The following is a 17968-nucleotide window of genomic DNA, read 5'->3' on the forward strand; positions in this document are numbered from 1 at the left end:
GAAGCTCCCCATTTATTCAGAGACTGGTGTTTATTCGCATGCCACAATTGCTTTCAGTTAATCAATCGACGAACGAACGAGACGTGTTCGTTCGTCAAATAGAACAAATTTAACCCATGAAAGGGGAGGACTTCGTGACACTTTTAAAATTTATGATTGCAGCACTGATTTCAGTATCTGTGGCGTCTCTAGGTTGGGCTCAGGAAGGCGGAGGTGAAGACTGGAATGCCGGAGAAACGACGGAAGCACCTACCGGAGATGGTGGTGCGGCAACAGCGCCCCCAGGCGGTGGCAGCGGGGCCTCCGAACCAGAAAAGCCTAAAATGAAAGAAGTGAAAGAAAAGAAAGAAAAGAAGGAAAAGAAACACAAGAAGGAAAAAAAGGCAAAAAAGGAAAAAAAGAAGCATCACAGTGAAGATGCAGGCTGATAGTTTGGCTTTGTCAATCGCGACTAAGCCTCCGTTGAAAATTAAACCGGGCTCTCTGGCCCGGTTTTTTACTTAGGGAGTGGCTAAAAGCGAAGAGTCTTGCTACACTGGTCTCGTTAAATTTAAAAAAAATGGCTCGATGATCACTTGCTCTTAGTCATTTGCCAGAGGGGTTTGTTGTGAATGTGAAACGGATCTTGTTTTTTGGTCTGATTCTCCTCATACCTGCATGTCTTGAAAAGAAGAATGAAGCTGAGGTTGTCGTTGATTCCGTCGTCACAGATGGTCTTCCAAATGTACAAGAGGCCAAGCCGTCGGAGACGATGGCCAAGCCGGACCAAAAGGGTGGTTCCAAGCCAAGCTCAGAGACGTCTCGATCCAAAAAATGAGAGTGAGGTTTTGTTGCTCGAATTTATCAAACACTGCCTCATCGGCATTTTGTTTGTTTGTACGGCCTGGGGTTTTTCTCCACCTGGCTACTCACAGGAAGATCCTGATCTAGGTATATCAAGCGATGAAGCTGAGCCCGTTTTTGAGGAACCTCCTCCGCCACCTGCTGATGGGGCTTTTGGTGGGGAGGGAGTGACCCAGAGTGACGATTTCGGTGGAACTCCATTTGGCACGGGAAAGGGAGATCGTTCTGGGGGAAGCGGCTATCAGGGTGGAGGATTGGGACGAGGCAATAGAAATTCTAGCTCAAGTAACGGAAAAGTTCAGTTCCATCTCGTTAAACCCGGAAATCCAAGGTATGGAACTCGGTCGTCTGAGAGCAACTCAGTGTCACCGTCTTCTGATTCTCTTTCGTATCCCGAATGATTTTATCGATGAATCTTTGTTGTCAATTTGTTGGTTTTGTTTGATTGGCTGCGTGGAAAACTCTAAGATCGTCCTATGGTGATAAAGGATTCGATTTTCGTAGCTGAAGACTCAAAGAGCAAAAAGGCAGAGCATTCTGAACGCGATCAGAAACCTATTCTTGGGTGGCGTGAATGGGTGGAGTTATTAGATTTCGGGTCTGCTAAAGTCAAAGCGAAAATTGATACGGGAGCAAAAACATCGGCCATTCATGCTGAGGACATCGTGGTTTTTAAAAGGAAAGGAAAGCGCCGGGTTCGATTTCGTCTTTATCCATTGCAGCGCAGCCGCGAAGGCGCAGTTTGGGTAGAGGCCGATTTGTTGGAAAAGCGCAAGGTACGTAGTTCTGTGGGTCACGAAACTCAGCGTCCGGTCGTCTTGGCCCAAGTTGGCTTTGGTGACCGTCAACTCTCCATTGAATTGTCTTTGATTAATCGCGATATTATGGGTTTTCGGATGTTGATCGGACGTCAAGCCATCAGAAATCTATTTTTAGTGGATCCGGGAAGATCTTTTCTCATTGGGAAAAAGAAAAAACAGAGAAGAAAAAAGAAAACCTCTGTCTATGTCGAGGTCATCGATCCTATTCGCTGTTTCATGAATATCGCGTCCATGCGACCGATGATCCAATTTAAAGAGAAACGTCTTGATCATTTTCATGCGGTTATTCCAAGAATTGGGGCTTCAATCACTTTTACGGAGCCGCAGTTGTAAGGCAATTTGAAATGATGAACACGTATACGGTGAATGGCTCGTTGGGTGTTACAAGAGCGAGAGATACGCTGCGGGTCTTGCAGATGCTTTCTCGGAAGGGAGTGGGCTTGCCCACTTCCAGCTTTGCTCACTCAACAAAAATGACAAAGGAACTCATCGAGTTGGTTGGAGGTGCTCCACTTGTCATTAAGCTGCTTTCTGCACCCCAGGGTGGAAGCGTTATCTTTGCGCAAACTGCTAAGGCCGCAGAGAGCGTGATCGATGCTTTTCGTCGGATGGATGCCTATTTTATTGTTCAGGAATATATTCCTGAGGCTGAAGGGGCCGATATTCGATGCCTCGTCGTTGGTGGTAAGGTTGTGGCCTCCCTTCGAAGACAAGCAGGTGAGAGAGGATTTCCTACTGCTCTCAGGCAGTCTGATTTGATTTCGGCTGTAGAGATCACACGTGAGGAAAATGAAACTGCGCTCAGGGCCGCAAAGGTGGTTGGTTTAGGAGTTGCAGGAGTTGACTTTTTGCGTTCCAAGCGAGGGCCTCTCGTGATTGGTGTGACGCCATCGCCGAGTTTTGTCGGTATTGACAGAATTTGTGGTGTTAATGTTGCTGACAAAGTCATTCAATACGTCGAGAAAAAAGTGAAATTAAACTCAAATTAGCAAACTGCCTCGAGGTAGAGATTTATGAACAGCGTGGATTCTCTTTCATATCTCAAAAAAGTCACTGAATTGGCCAAGTGGAAACGACTAGAGTCCCCCCGGAAACTCCCCCGGCACTTTGGTTACGGACACCGCCTTGCCTGCTCCATTTATTTCGCTCCTTTCGTACAACAAAGGAGAAGTTATTGAAAAGGATAATATCAGTCTCAAGGATGCCTTTGCAGAGGTGGGACCAAAGCGAGTGACCTGGATCGATATTCAAGGGCTGGGAAATGTTGATGTTCTGAAGGAGCTTGGCGATATCATGAATTTGCATCGCCTTGAATTGGAGGACGTCCTTGATTTTTCACAACGAATCAGGATTCAAACCCACGAGGAGTATTGTTTTTTGATCGGCAAGCATTTGCTCTACAAGTCAGAATTACTGGTTCAACAGGTGAGTTTGTTTTTTGACTCCAGGACGGTGGTGACTCTGACGCCCGTTGATAGTTCATTTCTTAATCCTGTTCGATTCAGAATTCAGAACGGAATCGGACAGATTCGTCGTCAGTCCTCGGAGTATTTGATCTACGCAATAGTGGACACTCTGATAGATAGCTCTTTCCCGGCCATAGATCAAATTGGTGACTTGGTAGACACGATGGAACTTGAAGTTTTTGGTCACACGATGCCCGAAGAAGACGTTGCGAGTACAATCAGAGACACTCGATTGTCATTGTCTTATTGCCGAAAATGGATTTTGCCGATGAAAGATGTTCTTAAAAATATTCTCGAGGGCCAAAACGAGTTTGTAGGAAAGGACACTCGAGTCTATTTTTCCGATTGCATGGATCATGTGCTGACGCAGTTGGAAACCTTGAATGCCCTAAGAGATGAAACGGCAGATTTGATGAATCTTCATCTTTCTGTTTTGAGTCAGAAAATGAATGAGATCATGAAGGTGTTAACAATTATATCCACGATCTTTATTCCTCTTGGTTTTATCGCCGGGTGCTACGGAATGAACTTTAACCCTTCGGCCTCCGAGTTTAACATGCCAGAGCTCAATTGGCCCTACGGGTACCCCACGGCGATTGGGTTGATGGTTTTCGTTGCCACCTTGCTCATAGGATATTTTTTTCGAAAGAAGTGGATTCGGTTTCGAATTTGATTGTTTTGAACAGTATTTCCTGAATAAACCTCTGATATTTTCACGACGGATCCACATTGGCACGCATTGCCAAAACCACATTCTTAAGAGTCCGGGCAGGTTGGGGATCTGCAAGGTCCAAATAAGCGTCACAGAATAGGCATACAATTTTCGAGAATAAGAGGCCAAATAGATCGGAACAAGCCTAATCATCCACCAATATAAGGGACTCATGCGCCAATAAAGCGGACACACAACATGGAAATAGAATTTACGAATTCCGTGGTAGTAAGCAATTTTCATAAAATAAGATCGTGTTTTGAGAGAATAGCTCCTGGACAAGAAGAGTGCTTTGCGAAAGACATGAAAATAAAATGGACGGAGCAAACGGTGAAAGATCGGTCGCAAAAAATAATAAATGGCCATTTTATTTAAAAATCTAAAAAGCTGAGATTGCCAGATTGTATTTCCAGTAAGTGGTGCCCATAGATAGATGGCAAACCATCTCGGAAATTGAGGTTTCTTCAACCAAGTTTGAGTGTACCAGTCCTCAAAGCAATGGCCTGCATGAGGTGAAATTTTTTGAAATACGGCCGACTGCCAGACGTAGTTTTTGGTTATCCTCCAATGGGGGTGAGAACAAAGAAATTGGTAGAGACTAAAAACGACGGGCAGCTGAATATCGTCAATGATGAGATATCCACCAGTTTTAAGGAGTCCAGCTGAGTAAAACCAGTCAATAAACGGAGTGGGAAAGCCATGGCCCCCATCAATGAGGACCAAATCAAATTCTGGATCTGACTTGATCAAAGGCAAAGCAGTCTCGGATCTGCCAAGGTCAAAATGAAGCTCCGCGGTGGGCCAGTTGTTTTTCTGACATGCCTCAAGAATGCGCTGAACTTCATTTGAATCAGGAGTTATTGCCAAGTGCCTCGTCTGGCAGCGAGCAAAGACAAGAGTGCTGAGGCCCGCACCCGTTTCCAAAGTTTTCATTCTGGGCTTTAGAAATCCAATAAGAAAATCAAGGACGCCCTCATATATCTCCCAGGTGATGGGCTTATCATCAAAGGTCCTGTGAAGCCCTGAAGACTGACTCCGAATTTCTTTTATCTCGCGCCAGTGCCTGATCATGGACCTTTGCCCCCGGAATTGGCCGTAAAGATAGGTCGAGAAAGGGCCTGGCATCAATCAAGAAAAGTCTTGCTGCGTCTCAATATCGACTCTTACCTCTTCAGAAAATGCCAAATTCTCCTCTTGGCGAGACTTTCAGCCCTCTGCATGCTTTCGGGACTGTTCAATCCTGAGCAGGATTGCAATAATTTTATGTGGAATATTTTCTGTTTTTGCTCAGGAGGAGCATAAATGAAAATGATAGGGCGAGATTTTACCTTTGTGGCCGGTTTCTTAATTTTTTTATTTATATTTATTTCTGATGCGCAAGCTCTCAAGGTTGATGTCCAATCTGAAGGTCAAATCGTGATTTGCCGAGATGGCAATCGTGAAGTTTATCGCCTTCTTGATTACTATGAGGGAGAAGAATTTCATGCGGCGTTCCCAAAGCATGAAGCTTGGGTGTTTGATAGGGTTCGGTGGGCGCTTTCTCAAGCAGAGAGTTTTCATTCTGAATTGATTAGGGCTCTCTACGCTGACCTAAAAGAGATGCCAAGTCGGGTCAACTACATCTCAAAAGGCGAGGCGACGTCACCAAATGAAGGATTGAGAGCCTCTGGCCTGCCTCTCAGTTGTCGGCTGGCAAAGGTTCTTTTTCGCAATTCTGGCGAAAATCAAAAGTTTTCTATCGAGAGTCATTTGTGGCAGAGATTAAGTACAGATGATCAGGCCGGAGTTATTTTCAATGGCCTTTTGACAGAGTTCTTTCAGAATAGGGGGACTCAAGTTGATCACAGCAAAATCAGAACTCTTGTGAGGCTCTGGAGTCAGGGTGCTGGGCGAGGAGTGCGAGGTCTATCCTACTACGTGTCGTCTCTGCGCGGACTTGAAAGTTTGATTCCCACTGTGACCCTGGCTGGTGTCGACTACTCTGTAGATTCAAACAATTCAATTCGCGTTTACAATAATGGCCAAGTTGAAAGTGGACTGATGGCGCCATCAGAAAAATCTTACATTTATAAGAGTCAAAACGGATTTGATATAGATCTCAGTGGGAAGCGCGGGCCAGTGAAACTGTCCTTTCATACGACAGGAGTCCCACGTGATGCCCTTCTCAAGTCCGAGACAGTAGAGATACCAGTGCAGGGAAAGAAGCTGAAATTCAAATATGAGGTTTCGTTTCACCCAAATGGTCAGATTCAGAGAGGATTTTTTTTAAGTGAATATGGATTGCAATTGCATATGAAAGACGGGCGGATTCGACGATTTAGGAGCATGGAGTATCATTTGGGCCTCTTTGATGAGGCAGGCCGGCTCGTCAGTGCACGTCGGCTTTCAAACATGAACAATTTGCCAGAGGACTTTAAGGGTCCAAACGCCCTGCCGAGGAGCCAAACAAAAGCGACTAGACAGCAGTTTTGATTGTCTCCACCGATTCAGCAGCTTGCTGAGTCATTGGAATTTCAATTACAAACGAGGTATTGGGATTATCTTTGTCATAAAAGAATCGACCCCCATGCTCTCGAATGATCGAGCTTGAGATGCTGAGCCCCAATCCCGTTCCTTTCCCAATATCCTTTGTTGTAAAGAAGGGTTGAAGAATCTTATCGTGCAAGCTAATTGGAATTCCGAGGCCTGAGTCAGTCACTCGAATCTGGCAAGTATTTGAAACTGGGAGAATCTCCAATTTGATCCATTTCTTTGTGGTCTGCGCTTCAATGGCATCGACCGCATTTTGTATGAGGTTTAGAATGACTTGGCTGATCTGTACCTCTTGGCAATTCAACATGACAGAATGGGCTGGAGGATTGTAGATCAGCTGAATATCACGATTCTTCAGCTTCTCCATGCACAAGGTGAGTGTTTCATCCACAATTTTTCTAAGATCACTTGAAAGAAAATGTGATTTTGAGCCGTCTCTGGCATAAGTTCGCAGGGCTTTCACGATTTTTTCTATTCGATTGGTTGTTTCTTGTATTTTTAGGGCCACATCTTTTAGTTTCTCGATGTTTATTACATCCTTTGAGAGTTGGCGAGTCAGGATCTCCGCATAGCCGTGGATGATCGCAAGTGGATTGTTTATCTCATGGGCAATGCCACCGGCCATTTCTCCGAGTGTTGAGAGCTTAGAGGCATGAATTGTTTTGGCCTTTTCATCGTCCAAAAGACGTTCTGCTGTCTTCCGAGCCTTGATACTCACAAGGTATTCTTTTATAAAAAATCCCCAGAAGAAAATTGTTAACACAAAAACAGAAATGGAGATAAAACCTGTCAGATAAAGTTTTCTGGTTTGAACATCAAGTATCGCGTCTCGCCTTGTGCTCATTTCTTCGACCAGTAACTGCATTGCCTCTGAGTATTTGATCAATTCATCCTTATACTCCTCGGAATCCAAAATCGATGAGGCTTTACCAAATTTTTGATTTTTCATTAAATTGATGGTTTCAAGTTCAAAATGGTCGACAAACTTTCGGTTCGGCAATGCAAGCGCACGAAATGACGAAGTCTCAGTTGTAATGTTTGGAGTCAGAACGCCTTGATTTTGATCAAGGGCCTCACGGCAGGCGAGAATTTCATCGATAAAAATCGATTTGCGAGTGGCGACCGCAAGATGAATGGTTGCGGTTACTTTCTCATGGAGGCGCAGCGAGATAGCGTTGCGCTCCGTCAATGGGAAATAGAAGTGATTCATCTCTTGCAAGGTGTTATGTCCTGATTTGAGAGAAAGGAATTGCAGAACGAGGAAGGTAATACTTCCCATAATTGCCAGAATTGCCGTTTTTTTTGGAAAACTTGAGGTCGACGCAGAAACATTTTTTGATTCAATGGCCTCAGATTTTTCTGTCTTGTTGAACGACATAAGTCTTTCGTTTTTCCTCATTAAATCAAGTCACTTTTCGAAGTAAGATGAAATCTCTGTTTTATCGGATGTCTCGGTATAAATAAAAAGCGCAGAAGAATGGCTGGGAGAACATATGTACCTCGTGCGGACAGTCGTTTCACTTTAATACAGATTTGTGATGAAACTTTGATTTTGACTTCATAATCCTCTGACTTCTTTTGTCTATGCTGAAGGTGTCACAGGGAGAATAATATGGTGAATTCTAATAACGGAAAAAAATGGAAGCTATTAATTGTTGATGATGAAGACCTTATTCGGGAATTGGTTAATATGGCTTTAGAAGAGTTGGAGTGTGAGGTGAGAAATTCCAATAACACAGCAGATGGATTCAGGATGGCAGAAGAATTTAGGCCCGATATTATTATCTCTGACATTTTGATGCCTGGAGGCACAGGAGACAAACTCGTTCGGCGCATTCGGTCGGAAATCCCGGACTATGATCCATACATCATCCTTATGTCAGGCCACAGCGAGTTAACTTACAATCAAATACAGTCCTTAGAAATAGATCGACTCATTGAAAAGCCGTTTCAGTTGTCACAAATTGCTTCTGTCGTTAATGAGGTGCTAAAGTCTGAGCTTGTCCTACCTAAGTCGAACTGAGGAGAGAGACGGCGAGAGTGGCGGAAGTATCTGTCGCGCCACTTCATATTCGTCGACCAATTTTTTAAGTATTTCTTTGCATGAAAGAATCTCATCGATGAGACCAACGGATTGTCCAGCGCTCCAAACCGACTTCCAAGTTGTTCCCTCTGCGGCCTTTTGGAGAGATTTCATCCCCAACCAATGAATTATCGGAACCATATATTTTTTTGAAACAGGATGATTTTTTAAAATTCGAATAGGAAGAGGCAATTCTAGCCCCTTTTTTTGGATGTAATCAGTCCGGATAACAGAGGCGGGTGTTCCAGATATTCGAGAGGTCAAAAGGATGTCCTCAGGCGAGGCTGTCACCACAGCCTGTTTATAAGAAGGGTCAATATCTGCCTCGATCGAGGCAATAAATCGTGTCCCGATCGAAACGCCGGCAGCGCCCAATGCCAAGCAGGCCGCCATAGTCGCTCCGTTCGCCACTCCTCCGGCTGCAACAACAGGAATCTCAAGCTTTTTGGCCAGCCAAGGGATTAGAACCAGAGGTGAAATGGGGCCTGCATGGCCTCCAGCTCCGGAACCCACGGCGATGACCCCATCAGCACCGAGATCCTGGACTTTGAGACCGAATTCAAGATTTGTGACGTCACAAAAAACTTTAGCACCGTTTTTGTGGGCGTCAGAAATAACTGACTTGGGGTTTCCGAGACTTGTGATGAACAAATTCACTCCAGCATCAAGTGCGACACGCAGATCATCAGTCTGCCTAGAATTGCTCTTGTTCACAATGATATTCACGCCAATAGGCTGAGTCGTCCGGGCCTTGATCTCTTTGAGAGCCTCAGAGTATTTCTCAAGGGGTCTATAGTTGAGAGCAGGAAAAGTGCCCACTCCGCCTCCTTCAGAGATGGCTACCACCATTTTGATATTCGAAACCAAAAACATCGGAGCTCCGATGATGGGCAACTGGCACCCAAGAAGTTCTGTCATGGAGGTCTTGATTGAAGACATTTGATGATCCTGGTTGAGATTAATAGGTGGGTCCATCTTAGCATAGACTTGTGCCGCCTCAAAATGAAACACAGATAGTTACCTAGCGATAAGCCTTGAGGTATGAACCGCCAGGTGATCGCTGGTGAGAGGTGAGACGTGAGACGTCAGGTTTGAGACCCCAACTATGAGACGTGAGATGTTGAGACCTTCACTTTAAGTTTTTGTTCAAAGTTGTTATCATTAGAGTATGGGAAAATATATACGTAGGATGTTTTGGACTTTTTCTCTGATGGGTGGAATTTCGATTGTCCAGGCTCTATTCAAGCCCAATTTTCTGGCTTCAAAGATTGGGAGTGATCGCTCGGTCAAAGAGAACGAGCTTGAAGCAAAGGACTCCTCGCCGTTAATGAAATCCATGACTTCCTTGATGAACAAGGGGCTTGTTGTTGCCCAGAAGGGGCTCGATTCCGTTTGCAAGGATTGTGGATTGAAGCTCAGTCGCTCGAACACCTATTCGGAGGGGTCTTTGCTACGAACAGATGTGGGGTTTCCAGGAGATGCAAAATCGAATCGATTGAAGTCTGGGAATCCTTACAGCGTCGAAACAAATGGTCGGAAGTATGTTTATCGGGATGGGAAATATTATAGGGCGATTGATTCGAACGTCTATTTGGACTCGGAGGGAAATCCTACTCTAGTCATTGATAATGCCCAGTCGCGCTACGAAAAGGAAGAAGATGAAGAGCGAGATTCGAACAATCGCTTTCGCCCGGATGTTGTCAAAAAAACTCAATTGGCGAAATTGGATGGATCTGCGAATGAAGATTTTGTGAAATCCGGAGCTCCATCGATCACTGGTTCTTATTCTCCGGAAGGAATCAAGGGCATGGTTGAAACTATAAAAGAGGCCAAGAAAAACATGGCGGAAAGAAATCGGGTCTTAGAACAGATGGACCGTGAGGACAAGAAAAGACCTAAGAGTCGGCCCTAACTGAATCTCCATTTATTTTTTTCTTTAGCTCCTGTAATTCTGCGTCCAAGAAAGTGGATGCATTGGATCCTTTTGCTTGGATGTTCTGAATGACCTCAACGGCTCGCGCGAACTGGCCTGTTTTTCGGAGAAAGTTGAGGTACTTTTGAGTGACGGTGATTTGCAGGCTTTCATCCTTTGAGGCCAAAACGAAATCATAGTACTGAGCTGCTTCCTCATTTCGTCCCGTTTCTTCTAGAGATCGGGCATAATGATAGGCGGGTTCAACGGCTCGTCCTCCGCGCGAGAAATAGCCTTGCAGTGAATAAGCAGCTCGATCAAATGCGTTTAGTTTGTATTGAAGTTTACCCAACTGTGCGAGAAGTTCCAGATCTTCAGGTTGGCGTCGAGCGGCCTCCTTGAGAGCCGATTCACTGCAAGTGGGATTCATTCGTTCTTCACAGATCTGAGCAAGCCTGGTCATTTCGGCAGCAGAAGAGATATTTAATATCTGGCGTGCCTTGAGAGGTATGACTTCAAGAAAGAAATGGTCCCAAGTCACCAAATGAATAAAGACAGCAACAAGGGCGACTGACAATAGAAAGGCCTGATTTCGAAATTGCCTGCCCAGTTTCTTGTCGATACGCCTCTCCTGTCCAGACAGGACCCACCCGCAGTGGCTACAGACAACAAGGGAATCCATCATTCGCTCTTGGGGAATGATCAGGTGGCAGCGGGGGCAGAGATCTACGGGATTCATAATTATAACCTCTCACATTAAAATAATCACCAGCAGGCGCGTGCGAGCATGCGCCTCCTCGGTAGACAATGAGCAATCTTAATGCCAGATCTTTGAGCGAGCAGTTCTTGTTTCATCGGCCTAAATATGAAAAAATGACCGACCAGGGCGAGTTTTGGCATTCTCTGAAGGGCTTTTTGAGGGGAATAGTATGAAAAGTGGTCGGTCGCCATATGCGGTTTTAGAGTGGCAAATTCGTTTAGCCATTTTTGCGTGCCTATTTTTTTCCTGCGCAAGATTACAGGTGAAGGATCGGTCTTTGGCCATGAGGCCTCTCAAGAAAAGCGATCAGATACTAAAGCAATTGGAGGAGGGCAGCGAATTGAAGGGGTTGAGGCAGGCCCTACAGGAGCAGCTCGCTCACTGGGATCTCCAGTTGGGCCGATTGAAGGGCTCAGAAAGAGAAGACTACCTTCGTTCTGATATGATATTTGGTCCGACGCGCATGCCTCTCTCTCAATATCGTCAAGGATTGATGCGATTATTTGATTTTATTGGGGACAGCTCGACTTCGGCTGAGGGACTGCGAAATTATATCGACTCCAATTTTGACTTTTATGAGGTTTATGGAGGGGCAAATGGATGGGGAAGCGTTTTGGTTACAGGTTATTTTGAACCCCTTCTAAAGGGATTTAGGCGTCCGCAGGGAAACTACACTCAGCCCTTGTATCTTACTCCCAAAAATCTGGTTACAGTCAGATTCGATCTTTTCACCGAAGTGATTCCATCTCTTGCTGACTGGCGGCAGCGCTTCTTTGAACAGAGTGTGGCCCTTTATTCTTTGCGAGGCCAGGTAAAGGCTCCTTCCGGTGATTCTTTGGTTCAGGAAATTGTGCCATTTCCGGATCGTCGTCAGATTGACGGTGAGGGCGTTTTAAAGGGGCAGGGGCTGGAGATCTGTTACGTTGATCCGATCGAGGCTTTTTTTCTTCAAATTCAGGGTTCCGGAAGAGTTGTCATGGAAGATGGTTCGTTTCTTCATCTGACCTACGCTGCCCAAAATGGGCATGCTTACTATCCTATCGGCAAAGATCTCTTGCACCTCATTCCAAAGGAGCAAATAACTTTCCAAAAGATAGTGTCTCACTTGCAGGGACTTGCCGACCCTCAGAGAAATGAATTGCTGTTCAAGAATCCAAGTTATGTCTTTTTTAGGAAATCGCCGCAGAATCGGGGCATCACCTTTCAGGGAACGCCAGTCGCTGATGGAAGAACAATTGCGACGGATAAGAGTTTGTTTCCGAAAGGGGCAATGGCCGTTCTAGAGTTTGAAAGGCCCATTTTTGAGGAAGGTGAAGATCAATATCCTTCTTCATGGTCAATTGAGAAGCGCATTGTGTTTGACCAAGACACGGGTGGCGCTATTCGCGGGCCCGGACGAGTAGACTTGTTCTGGGGTTCTGGGAAGGAGGCAGAGAAAATGGCGGGAGTCTGAAAAAATCTTGGACGTTTGATCTATTTGCTTCCTAAGACTCTGGATAAAGTGACTGCCCTTCATCCGTGAAGGGCAGTTGGTGATACCTGACCTTTCGGTCAAGTTAATAGGTCATTTGGGTTGGGTAAAATTGAGGATTTACCCGATGTGGTTAGGACAAAATTGAGAAAAACAACTTCATATTATTTTTCTCAACGAGACTTCTAACTTCCTCCTTTGATTGAAGGGGATCCATTTTCTGTAACAGGTTTTTTTCCCAAGCTTTCGGCAGCTTGTTCCAAAGTCAGCTTTGTTGCTTTTTGGCTATCGTCAACATTTTGCTCTGCTTCGGCTTCGATGAGCATGGCAATTTCATTAAGGTCTGTTTTCTCCTTCGTCCAGATCCATTTGTAGGTGTTGAGATACTGGTTGTTTTCATCTTTGTCTCTCAGGAAGACCTGAGCTGTTCCGGATTTGAGGTCAGATGTCTCTTTTGGATATTTGACAACAAGCAAAACCTGATGTTTTGAATCCAAAGTTACTACCGAAACTTTTTCGTTTTCGTTGCTTGGACTGACTAACTCAGCAGGCTGGTATTCCTTATCTGTGTTGTTTTGGCTCAGAGTTCCTTTGTAGAGAATTGTGGTTCCTTGGTTGAGCAGTGTCTGAAGCTCTTTGCTGAGGGGTAGGCTGATCTCAATTTCGAAGCTCAAAGCGTTTTCGGAAATGATTTGGGCGGAGGCAACGGCCTGAGGGATTACTTCATCTTGAGCTTTTTCCTGTACGGGCTTGCTATCAAGCACTGCTGCTGGCAATGTTGATTTTGAGCGGTGCATTTTTCGATCTGAATTACCGCAGCCAGTCGCGGTCAAGGCAGCGAGCACAATAAATAATCCTGAGCGAGCCAGCGGTGACACATAATTCATCGGTTCAATCCTCCAGGTTACGTAGATGGTAATTCATCCTTAAGTCCGCGAGTCTTCAGTTCATGACTTCATTCGCGGTACCTACACAGCTTTCTTAAGCAATGGAAATGCCAGAATGTCTGTTGCGCGGTGTGGATTTTTTGGAGTCTTCAAAATGGATGGGAGAAAATTCCCGGTGACAAGCTTCGCGCAGTGGCTGAGAAAAAAATACGTACTCGTAATCCTTTGTGGCTTGAGTTGGGGTGCGGTGATCTCAAGAACGGGAAGAAATTGCAGGGTGTTCTGGTCTCTCACAAGGATGATTTTTTTTTCAATTCGTGTTCTGATCATCCAGGTTGATGGTCGGTGAGCCTTGAATATTTCTCCGCATTGCGGCGATAATTGGCAATTGGGTCCGGTTCATGTGACAATTTGAGGTCGTGTTTGCCTTGAAGGGGGTCTTATGTCTCATAGTCTGATTCGCGCTCAGCTTGAACCAAGTCTAGAACAGGCTCAGGCTGTTTGGATTAAAGCATATAGTCATCTGAAGGAGGTTTCGAAGGGGGGATGGTATCCTTCTCTTGTTATTGAGCGGCGCTATAAGCGAGATTTTTCGGTCAATAGCAAGTCGGAGGCGATGTCGGAGAGGTTGAGCGAGGGGATCGTGGTCCGAATCTTTGACGGAGTGACTCTATTTGAGGAGGCGAGCCATGATTTATCAGAAGCCTCAGTTTTGGAAATGGTTCGCAAGCTGGACGAACGGGTCCGTCTTCAAGGGCAGGCGGGTGGGCAGGGAGAGAAAGTTCGTGTCTATCGGCCGCCAACATGGGCGGAGCGTTTGCAAGTAGCTCTAGATCCCGAAATAACTCAACAAATACCGGCAGGGGTTAACCAACAAACCTGGGTTCATTTCGGTACGCCTCAAAGTCAGGAGCTCTGGAAAACCAATGATGAGGTTATGAAGTTCACTCGAGATAACTTTGATCGTCTGCGCGAGGCTGAGGCGACTTTGCCTAACAGCCATGCTTCAAAAAATCCTGATTTTTTCCAGGTGAGAACGAGTTTGGAAAAATTAGATTTTGTATTTATCGATGAACAGACTCGGATGAGCCAGAGTTTATTGCGAAACAGCCTGGTTGTTGCAGTTATCAAAGCCGGCGAAAGGGGTCATTGTGTTCAAGGTGGACTTGGCGGCCGAGAGACCCTTGAGATGAGTGATCAGGAAATGTTGGGGGCCTACGAAAAGTTGAGAAAGAGCTTGAACGCGGAGAAGATTCAGCCGGGACGTTATAAGGTTCTCATGAATCCTTCTATTACAGGTGTTTTTGCACACGAAGCTTTTGGTCATTCCCAGGAGGGAGACACTTGGGCGCGCGGTCGTTCGAAAGCTCGAGAGCTGTATGAGAGCAAGGAAAAGGTAGGAAATCAACATGCCACAATTATTAACAATCCGGCTGTCTACCGAAATGGACCCGACTTCTTTTCGGCCTGGGGATCTTATTATTTTGATGAAGAGGGTTGGTTGGCGCAGGAACATTGTTTAGTTAAAGAAGGAGTTCTTCAGAATCCCATGACCCACTTGATCTCGGCGGTGCGTTTGGATGTTCCACGCACAGCCAATGGTAAGAGAGAAAGCTGGACTCATGGAATCTATACTCGTCAAACAAACACCTATTTCTCTGCCGGCGAAAAAACGTTTGCGGAGCTAATTGCCATGGTCGATTATGGATTTTTTGCGGACGTGGCTTTTGGAGGAATGGAAGATCCAAAGGGTATGGGCATCCAGGTAGGAATGGCCTATGTGGAAGAGATCAAAGATGGAGCCTTGACTGGGCGTACTTTCAAAGCTCCGAACGGCGGTGCCATCCAGATGACTGGTTATGTTCCCGATTACCTAGGATCCATCATAGCAAAATCGAAAATTGAAGCACATCGAGAGGAAGTTGATGAGTCTCAGCATCCCTGGAATGAAGTGGGAGGCTGTGGAAAGTACCACAAAGAATATGTGGCGGCTGGTTGCGGCGGTCCTTATATGTTGGTGGATAAGGTTTTACTAAGTTAAAAGGGGAGTGAATTGATGTTGCTTTGGAATAGAGCTGATCTGCTGGAGTGTCTTAAGAAAAACACAGGCCAACAAGGTAGGGCTTGGCTGCAATGGGCCTTAACTGAGCGCCAGGAAGATCGTCAGGAATTCTATTTGATTCAAAGTGTGACTCAAAAAGTTGTTCTTGATCAGTCTCGCGAAGTCGAAGATCGATCGTTTCATTTGCGTCTTTATGTCCGTCGTCCAGATGGCAATAAAATGGGCGTTGCAGAGGGGCCTCTGTTTCAGAAATTGGATCTTCTTACGCAATTGGAGGCCTTTGAGAAAAAAGCTTTGCTCGGTGTCGAAAAGCAATGGCTTTTCCCGAAGCCAGATAAAGAGGATGAAGAGACTCAGCCTCCTCTGAAGGTTTATCCGCCCCTTTTAGCAGAGATCAGAGATTGTTCTTTCAAAGTCTATCGAGACTTGGAAAAGGCAATTCAAAGAGCTACAGAAGGGCAATTTAATTCAGGCGAACTCTTTGTTATCCGTGAGCATCGTGTGCGCACCTTGTCTTCTGGATTTTCTACAGAACAGATTGAATCAAAAATTTACGCGGAGGTCTGTTTTTCCTCACAAGAGAAAGCTTCGGGTCTATCGGAGGAATTTTTAGTTACTCGCTGGGCTTCCCACCCTGAGCAGCTTGATTTTGATAAAATGTGTCGGGAGTCGGCCCAATTTGCTCAGGCAAGTTTAAGGACGGCGAAGTTAGCTTCCGGAGAGTTCCATGTTTTACTTCATGCGGACGTTCTCAATGCACTTCTTCACGATGTTTTGAGTCAATTGAGCTCGCGGCAAAAATATTACAAATTGCCGTTTAAGCCCAAGGGAACCTCATTGATTGATAATTTTAAGGGCATGCCATTTGTCATGAGGCTGGACCCGAGCCTTGATTATTGCTTTGGAAGCGGATCTTTTAGTGCCGAGGGTTTATCTCAAGAAAACAAGGTACTTGTTCAAGAAAACAAAATTCAGTTCAATCCAACTTCAAGCCAGATGTCTCAATATTTAGGGGATGAGGTGACCACGGTCCTTGGAAACCTCGTTGTTGTTCCGAGCAAGTTTGAAAGCAAAGAACAGTTAATAAAATCGCAGGACAAGGTTCTTGAAGTGCTTCAGTTCTCTGGACTCTTCACGAACTCTATGGATTTAACCTATTCTTCAGAAATTCGCCTGGCTCGACTCTATGACAATCGCACCGGCAAAGTGAGCTACATAAAAGGGGGCAACCTGTCCGGTCACTTCCCCACTAATTTTGCTTCAGTCTTGTGGGGTGGGGACGCAGTTGTTGAGAATTGGTTCGATGAGGGTGGAGGACACACCTACTTTGGGCCCGAGGTGGCCTTGATTGGAAATGTTTCGGTCACATCCTAAAAGTCTTCCGAAGTTTATGAAATAGGAGAGTTCATGTCCAGTTCCAAAATTGTTTTAACCGGAGTCAAGCCCACGGGACAGCCCCATATCGGAAACTATTTGGGAGCTATTCGACCTGCATTAGCCATGGCTAAAGAGCCCAACACAAGATCCTTTTTTTTTATTGCAGATTATCACTCTCTCATTAACACCCATGATGCAAAAGTCTTAAATGAAATGGTTTACGAAGTTGCCGCAACTTGGCTTGCTTGCGGTCTCGATGTGAAATCGACGGTGTTTTACCGCCAGTCTGACGTACCTGAAGTTTTCGAACTCAATTGGATCCTTTCTTGTTTTTCTGCGAAGGGCCTTATGAATCGGGCGCACGCTTACAAAGCCAAGCTAGCCGAAAATCAAGAAGCCGGAAAGGAGGATTTGGATTTTGGAGTGAGCATGGGTCTTTTTTCATATCCTATCCTGATGGCTGCCGATATTTTGATGTTTGGGACTCATAAAGTGCCTGTTGGTGAGGACCAGATTCAGCATGTGGAAATTGCTCGTGACATCGCACAGAAGCTGAATCGAACTTACAATTCAGAAGTTTTGGTGGTTCCAGAAAGTGTGCTTCAGAAGGAGTCAAAACTTGTACCGGGCTTGGACGGCCGCAAAATGAGCAAGAGTTATGGCAATACGATCCCTTTGTTTTCCGATGAGAAAGTATTGCGTAAGCTTGTGATGAAAATTAAAACTGATAGCTCTGGTCCGGATGAGCCCAAAGATCCGGACAAGAGTTTGGTCTTTGATCTTTTCAAGGAATTTGCGAGACCTGAGCAGATTGCTGAACTTCGTCAGTCTTATCTGAGCGGAATTTCCTGGGGTAATGCAAAAGAAGCTCTCTTTCAGGCTATTAATTCCAGACTCAAAGGTCCAAGAGAAAGATACAATGAGCTTATGGCCCATCCTGAAGAAATTGACCGCTTGCTTCGAATCGGCGGCGATGAAGCTCGCGAAATTGCGAGTCAAAGATTGAAAGATGTTCGTAAAATCATTGGTCTTGAGCATTAGA

16 protein-coding genes and 1 pseudogene are annotated in these 17968 nt (G+C 45.3%); 12 read left to right on the forward strand and 5 right to left on the reverse strand.

The window, feature by feature from the left end; translation table 11 throughout:
* The first annotated feature begins 134 nt into the window (after nt 1-134).
* From IPL83_05215 to IPL83_05235, 5 genes and pseudogenes are all read left to right on the forward strand, one after another.
* Nucleotides 135-428, forward strand: a complete 294-nt coding sequence (locus tag IPL83_05215; GenBank protein MBK9038555.1) for a hypothetical protein — start codon at nt 135-137, stop codon at nt 426-428.
* Nucleotides 429-607: 179 nt separating this feature from the next.
* Entirely contained in the window at nt 608-817 is a 210-nt protein-coding gene (locus IPL83_05220; GenBank protein MBK9038556.1) for a hypothetical protein, read from the forward strand.
* A gap of 13 nt (nt 818-830) precedes the next feature.
* The gene (locus IPL83_05225; GenBank protein MBK9038557.1) at nt 831-1244 is read left to right on the forward strand and encodes a hypothetical protein; all 414 of its coding nucleotides are present in this window, start codon (nt 831-833) and stop codon (nt 1242-1244) included.
* A gap of 75 nt (nt 1245-1319) precedes the next feature.
* Nucleotides 1320-1802: pseudogene (locus IPL83_05230) on the forward strand (ATP-dependent zinc protease).
* 206 nt (nt 1803-2008) lie between these two features.
* Nucleotides 2009-2653, forward strand: coding sequence for a RimK family alpha-L-glutamate ligase (locus tag IPL83_05235; protein ID MBK9038558.1), 645 nt, complete (start codon nt 2009-2011; stop codon nt 2651-2653).
* Nucleotides 2654-3596: 943 nt separating this feature from the next.
* On the opposite strand, the gene IPL83_05240 is transcribed toward IPL83_05235, so the two are convergent.
* Nucleotides 3597-4913, reverse strand: a complete 1317-nt coding sequence (locus IPL83_05240; protein MBK9038559.1) for a class I SAM-dependent methyltransferase — start codon at nt 4911-4913, stop codon at nt 3597-3599.
* 231 nt (nt 4914-5144) lie between these two features.
* Between IPL83_05240 and IPL83_05245 the strand changes: the two genes are divergently transcribed.
* Nucleotides 5145-6314, forward strand: coding sequence for a hypothetical protein (locus tag IPL83_05245; protein MBK9038560.1), 1170 nt, complete (start codon nt 5145-5147; stop codon nt 6312-6314).
* Here the strand turns inward: IPL83_05245 and IPL83_05250 are convergent.
* Complete coding sequence (locus IPL83_05250; GenBank protein MBK9038561.1) at nt 6298-7752, reverse strand: GHKL domain-containing protein; 1455 nt, start codon at nt 7750-7752, stop codon at nt 6298-6300. The two genes, IPL83_05245 and IPL83_05250, sit on opposite strands and share 17 nt — an antisense overlap.
* 234 nt (nt 7753-7986) lie before the next feature.
* On the opposite strand from IPL83_05250, the gene IPL83_05255 reads away from it, so the two are divergent.
* Entirely contained in the window at nt 7987-8397 is a 411-nt protein-coding gene (locus IPL83_05255) for a response regulator (protein MBK9038562.1), read from the forward strand.
* Here the strand turns inward: IPL83_05255 and IPL83_05260 are convergent.
* Nucleotides 8380-9396 carry a nitronate monooxygenase gene (locus IPL83_05260; protein MBK9038563.1) on the reverse strand — a complete coding sequence of 339 codons (1017 nt, stop codon included), beginning with the start codon at nt 9394-9396 and terminating at the stop codon, nt 8380-8382. The genes IPL83_05255 and IPL83_05260 overlap by 18 nt on opposite strands.
* A 229-nt stretch (nt 9397-9625) precedes the next feature.
* On the opposite strand from IPL83_05260, the gene IPL83_05265 reads away from it, so the two are divergent.
* Nucleotides 9626-10369, forward strand: coding sequence for a hypothetical protein (locus IPL83_05265; protein MBK9038564.1), 744 nt, complete (start codon nt 9626-9628; stop codon nt 10367-10369).
* Here IPL83_05265 and IPL83_05270 read toward each other — a convergent pair.
* Nucleotides 10353-11108: a hypothetical protein gene (locus IPL83_05270; GenBank protein MBK9038565.1), complete on the reverse strand. Its 756-nt coding sequence runs from the start codon at nt 11106-11108 to the stop codon at nt 10353-10355. The two genes, IPL83_05265 and IPL83_05270, sit on opposite strands and share 17 nt — an antisense overlap.
* Nucleotides 11109-11298: 190 nt before the next feature.
* Here IPL83_05270 and IPL83_05275 point away from each other — a divergent pair, with 190 nt between their 5' ends.
* Complete coding sequence (locus tag IPL83_05275; GenBank protein MBK9038566.1) at nt 11299-12582, forward strand: MltA domain-containing protein; 1284 nt, start codon at nt 11299-11301, stop codon at nt 12580-12582.
* A gap of 203 nt (nt 12583-12785) precedes the next feature.
* Here the strand turns inward: IPL83_05275 and IPL83_05280 are convergent, their stop codons facing one another.
* A complete protein-coding gene (locus IPL83_05280; protein MBK9038567.1) occupies nt 12786-13487 on the reverse strand; it encodes a hypothetical protein in 702 nt (233 codons plus the stop codon).
* Nucleotides 13488-13929: 442 nt separating this feature from the next.
* On the opposite strand from IPL83_05280, the gene IPL83_05285 reads away from it, so the two are divergent.
* Genes IPL83_05285 through IPL83_05295 form a run of 3 tightly spaced genes read left to right on the forward strand, consistent with a single transcriptional unit; the run spans nt 13930 to nt 17967 of the window.
* Nucleotides 13930-15528 (forward strand): TldD/PmbA family protein, encoded by a 1599-nt coding sequence (locus tag IPL83_05285; protein MBK9038568.1) that lies wholly within the window; start codon nt 13930-13932, stop codon nt 15526-15528.
* Between the two features lie 15 nt (nt 15529-15543).
* Nucleotides 15544-16923, forward strand: a complete 1380-nt coding sequence (locus IPL83_05290; GenBank protein MBK9038569.1) for a hypothetical protein — start codon at nt 15544-15546, stop codon at nt 16921-16923.
* Nucleotides 16924-16956: 33 nt separating this feature from the next.
* On the forward strand, nt 16957-17967 hold the full coding sequence (locus IPL83_05295) for a tryptophan--tRNA ligase (protein ID MBK9038570.1): 1011 nt from the start codon (nt 16957-16959) through the stop codon (nt 17965-17967).
* Nucleotide 17968 lies beyond the last annotated feature (1 nt).

It is taken from the genome of Bdellovibrionales bacterium (genome assembly GCA_016716765.1).
In the GTDB taxonomy this organism is placed as follows: Bacteria; Bdellovibrionota; Bdellovibrionia; order Bdellovibrionales; family UBA1609; genus JADJVA01.

Bases quoted from the DNA above. Each gene is read 5' to 3' on its own strand.
- IPL83_05235 (MBK9038558.1), top strand. From the start codon at position 2,009: ATGATGAACACGTATACGGTGAATGGCTCGTTGGGTGTTACAAGAGCG.
- IPL83_05240 (MBK9038559.1), bottom strand. From the start codon at position 4,913: ATGATCAGGCACTGGCGCGAGATAAAAGAAATTCGGAGTCAGTCTTCA.
- IPL83_05245 (MBK9038560.1), top strand. From the start codon at position 5,145: ATGAAAATGATAGGGCGAGATTTTACCTTTGTGGCCGGTTTCTTAATT.
- IPL83_05250 (MBK9038561.1), bottom strand. From the start codon at position 7,752: ATGTCGTTCAACAAGACAGAAAAATCTGAGGCCATTGAATCAAAAAAT.
- IPL83_05255 (MBK9038562.1), top strand. From the start codon at position 7,987: ATGGTGAATTCTAATAACGGAAAAAAATGGAAGCTATTAATTGTTGAT.
- IPL83_05260 (MBK9038563.1), bottom strand. From the start codon at position 9,396: ATGTCTTCAATCAAGACCTCCATGACAGAACTTCTTGGGTGCCAGTTG.
- IPL83_05265 (MBK9038564.1), top strand. From the start codon at position 9,626: ATGGGAAAATATATACGTAGGATGTTTTGGACTTTTTCTCTGATGGGT.
- IPL83_05270 (MBK9038565.1), bottom strand. From the start codon at position 11,108: ATGAATCCCGTAGATCTCTGCCCCCGCTGCCACCTGATCATTCCCCAA.
- IPL83_05275 (MBK9038566.1), top strand. From the start codon at position 11,299: ATGAAAAGTGGTCGGTCGCCATATGCGGTTTTAGAGTGGCAAATTCGT.
- IPL83_05280 (MBK9038567.1), bottom strand. From the start codon at position 13,487: ATGAATTATGTGTCACCGCTGGCTCGCTCAGGATTATTTATTGTGCTC.
- IPL83_05285 (MBK9038568.1), top strand. From the start codon at position 13,930: ATGTCTCATAGTCTGATTCGCGCTCAGCTTGAACCAAGTCTAGAACAG.
- IPL83_05290 (MBK9038569.1), top strand. From the start codon at position 15,544: ATGTTGCTTTGGAATAGAGCTGATCTGCTGGAGTGTCTTAAGAAAAAC.
- IPL83_05295 (MBK9038570.1), top strand. From the start codon at position 16,957: ATGTCCAGTTCCAAAATTGTTTTAACCGGAGTCAAGCCCACGGGACAG.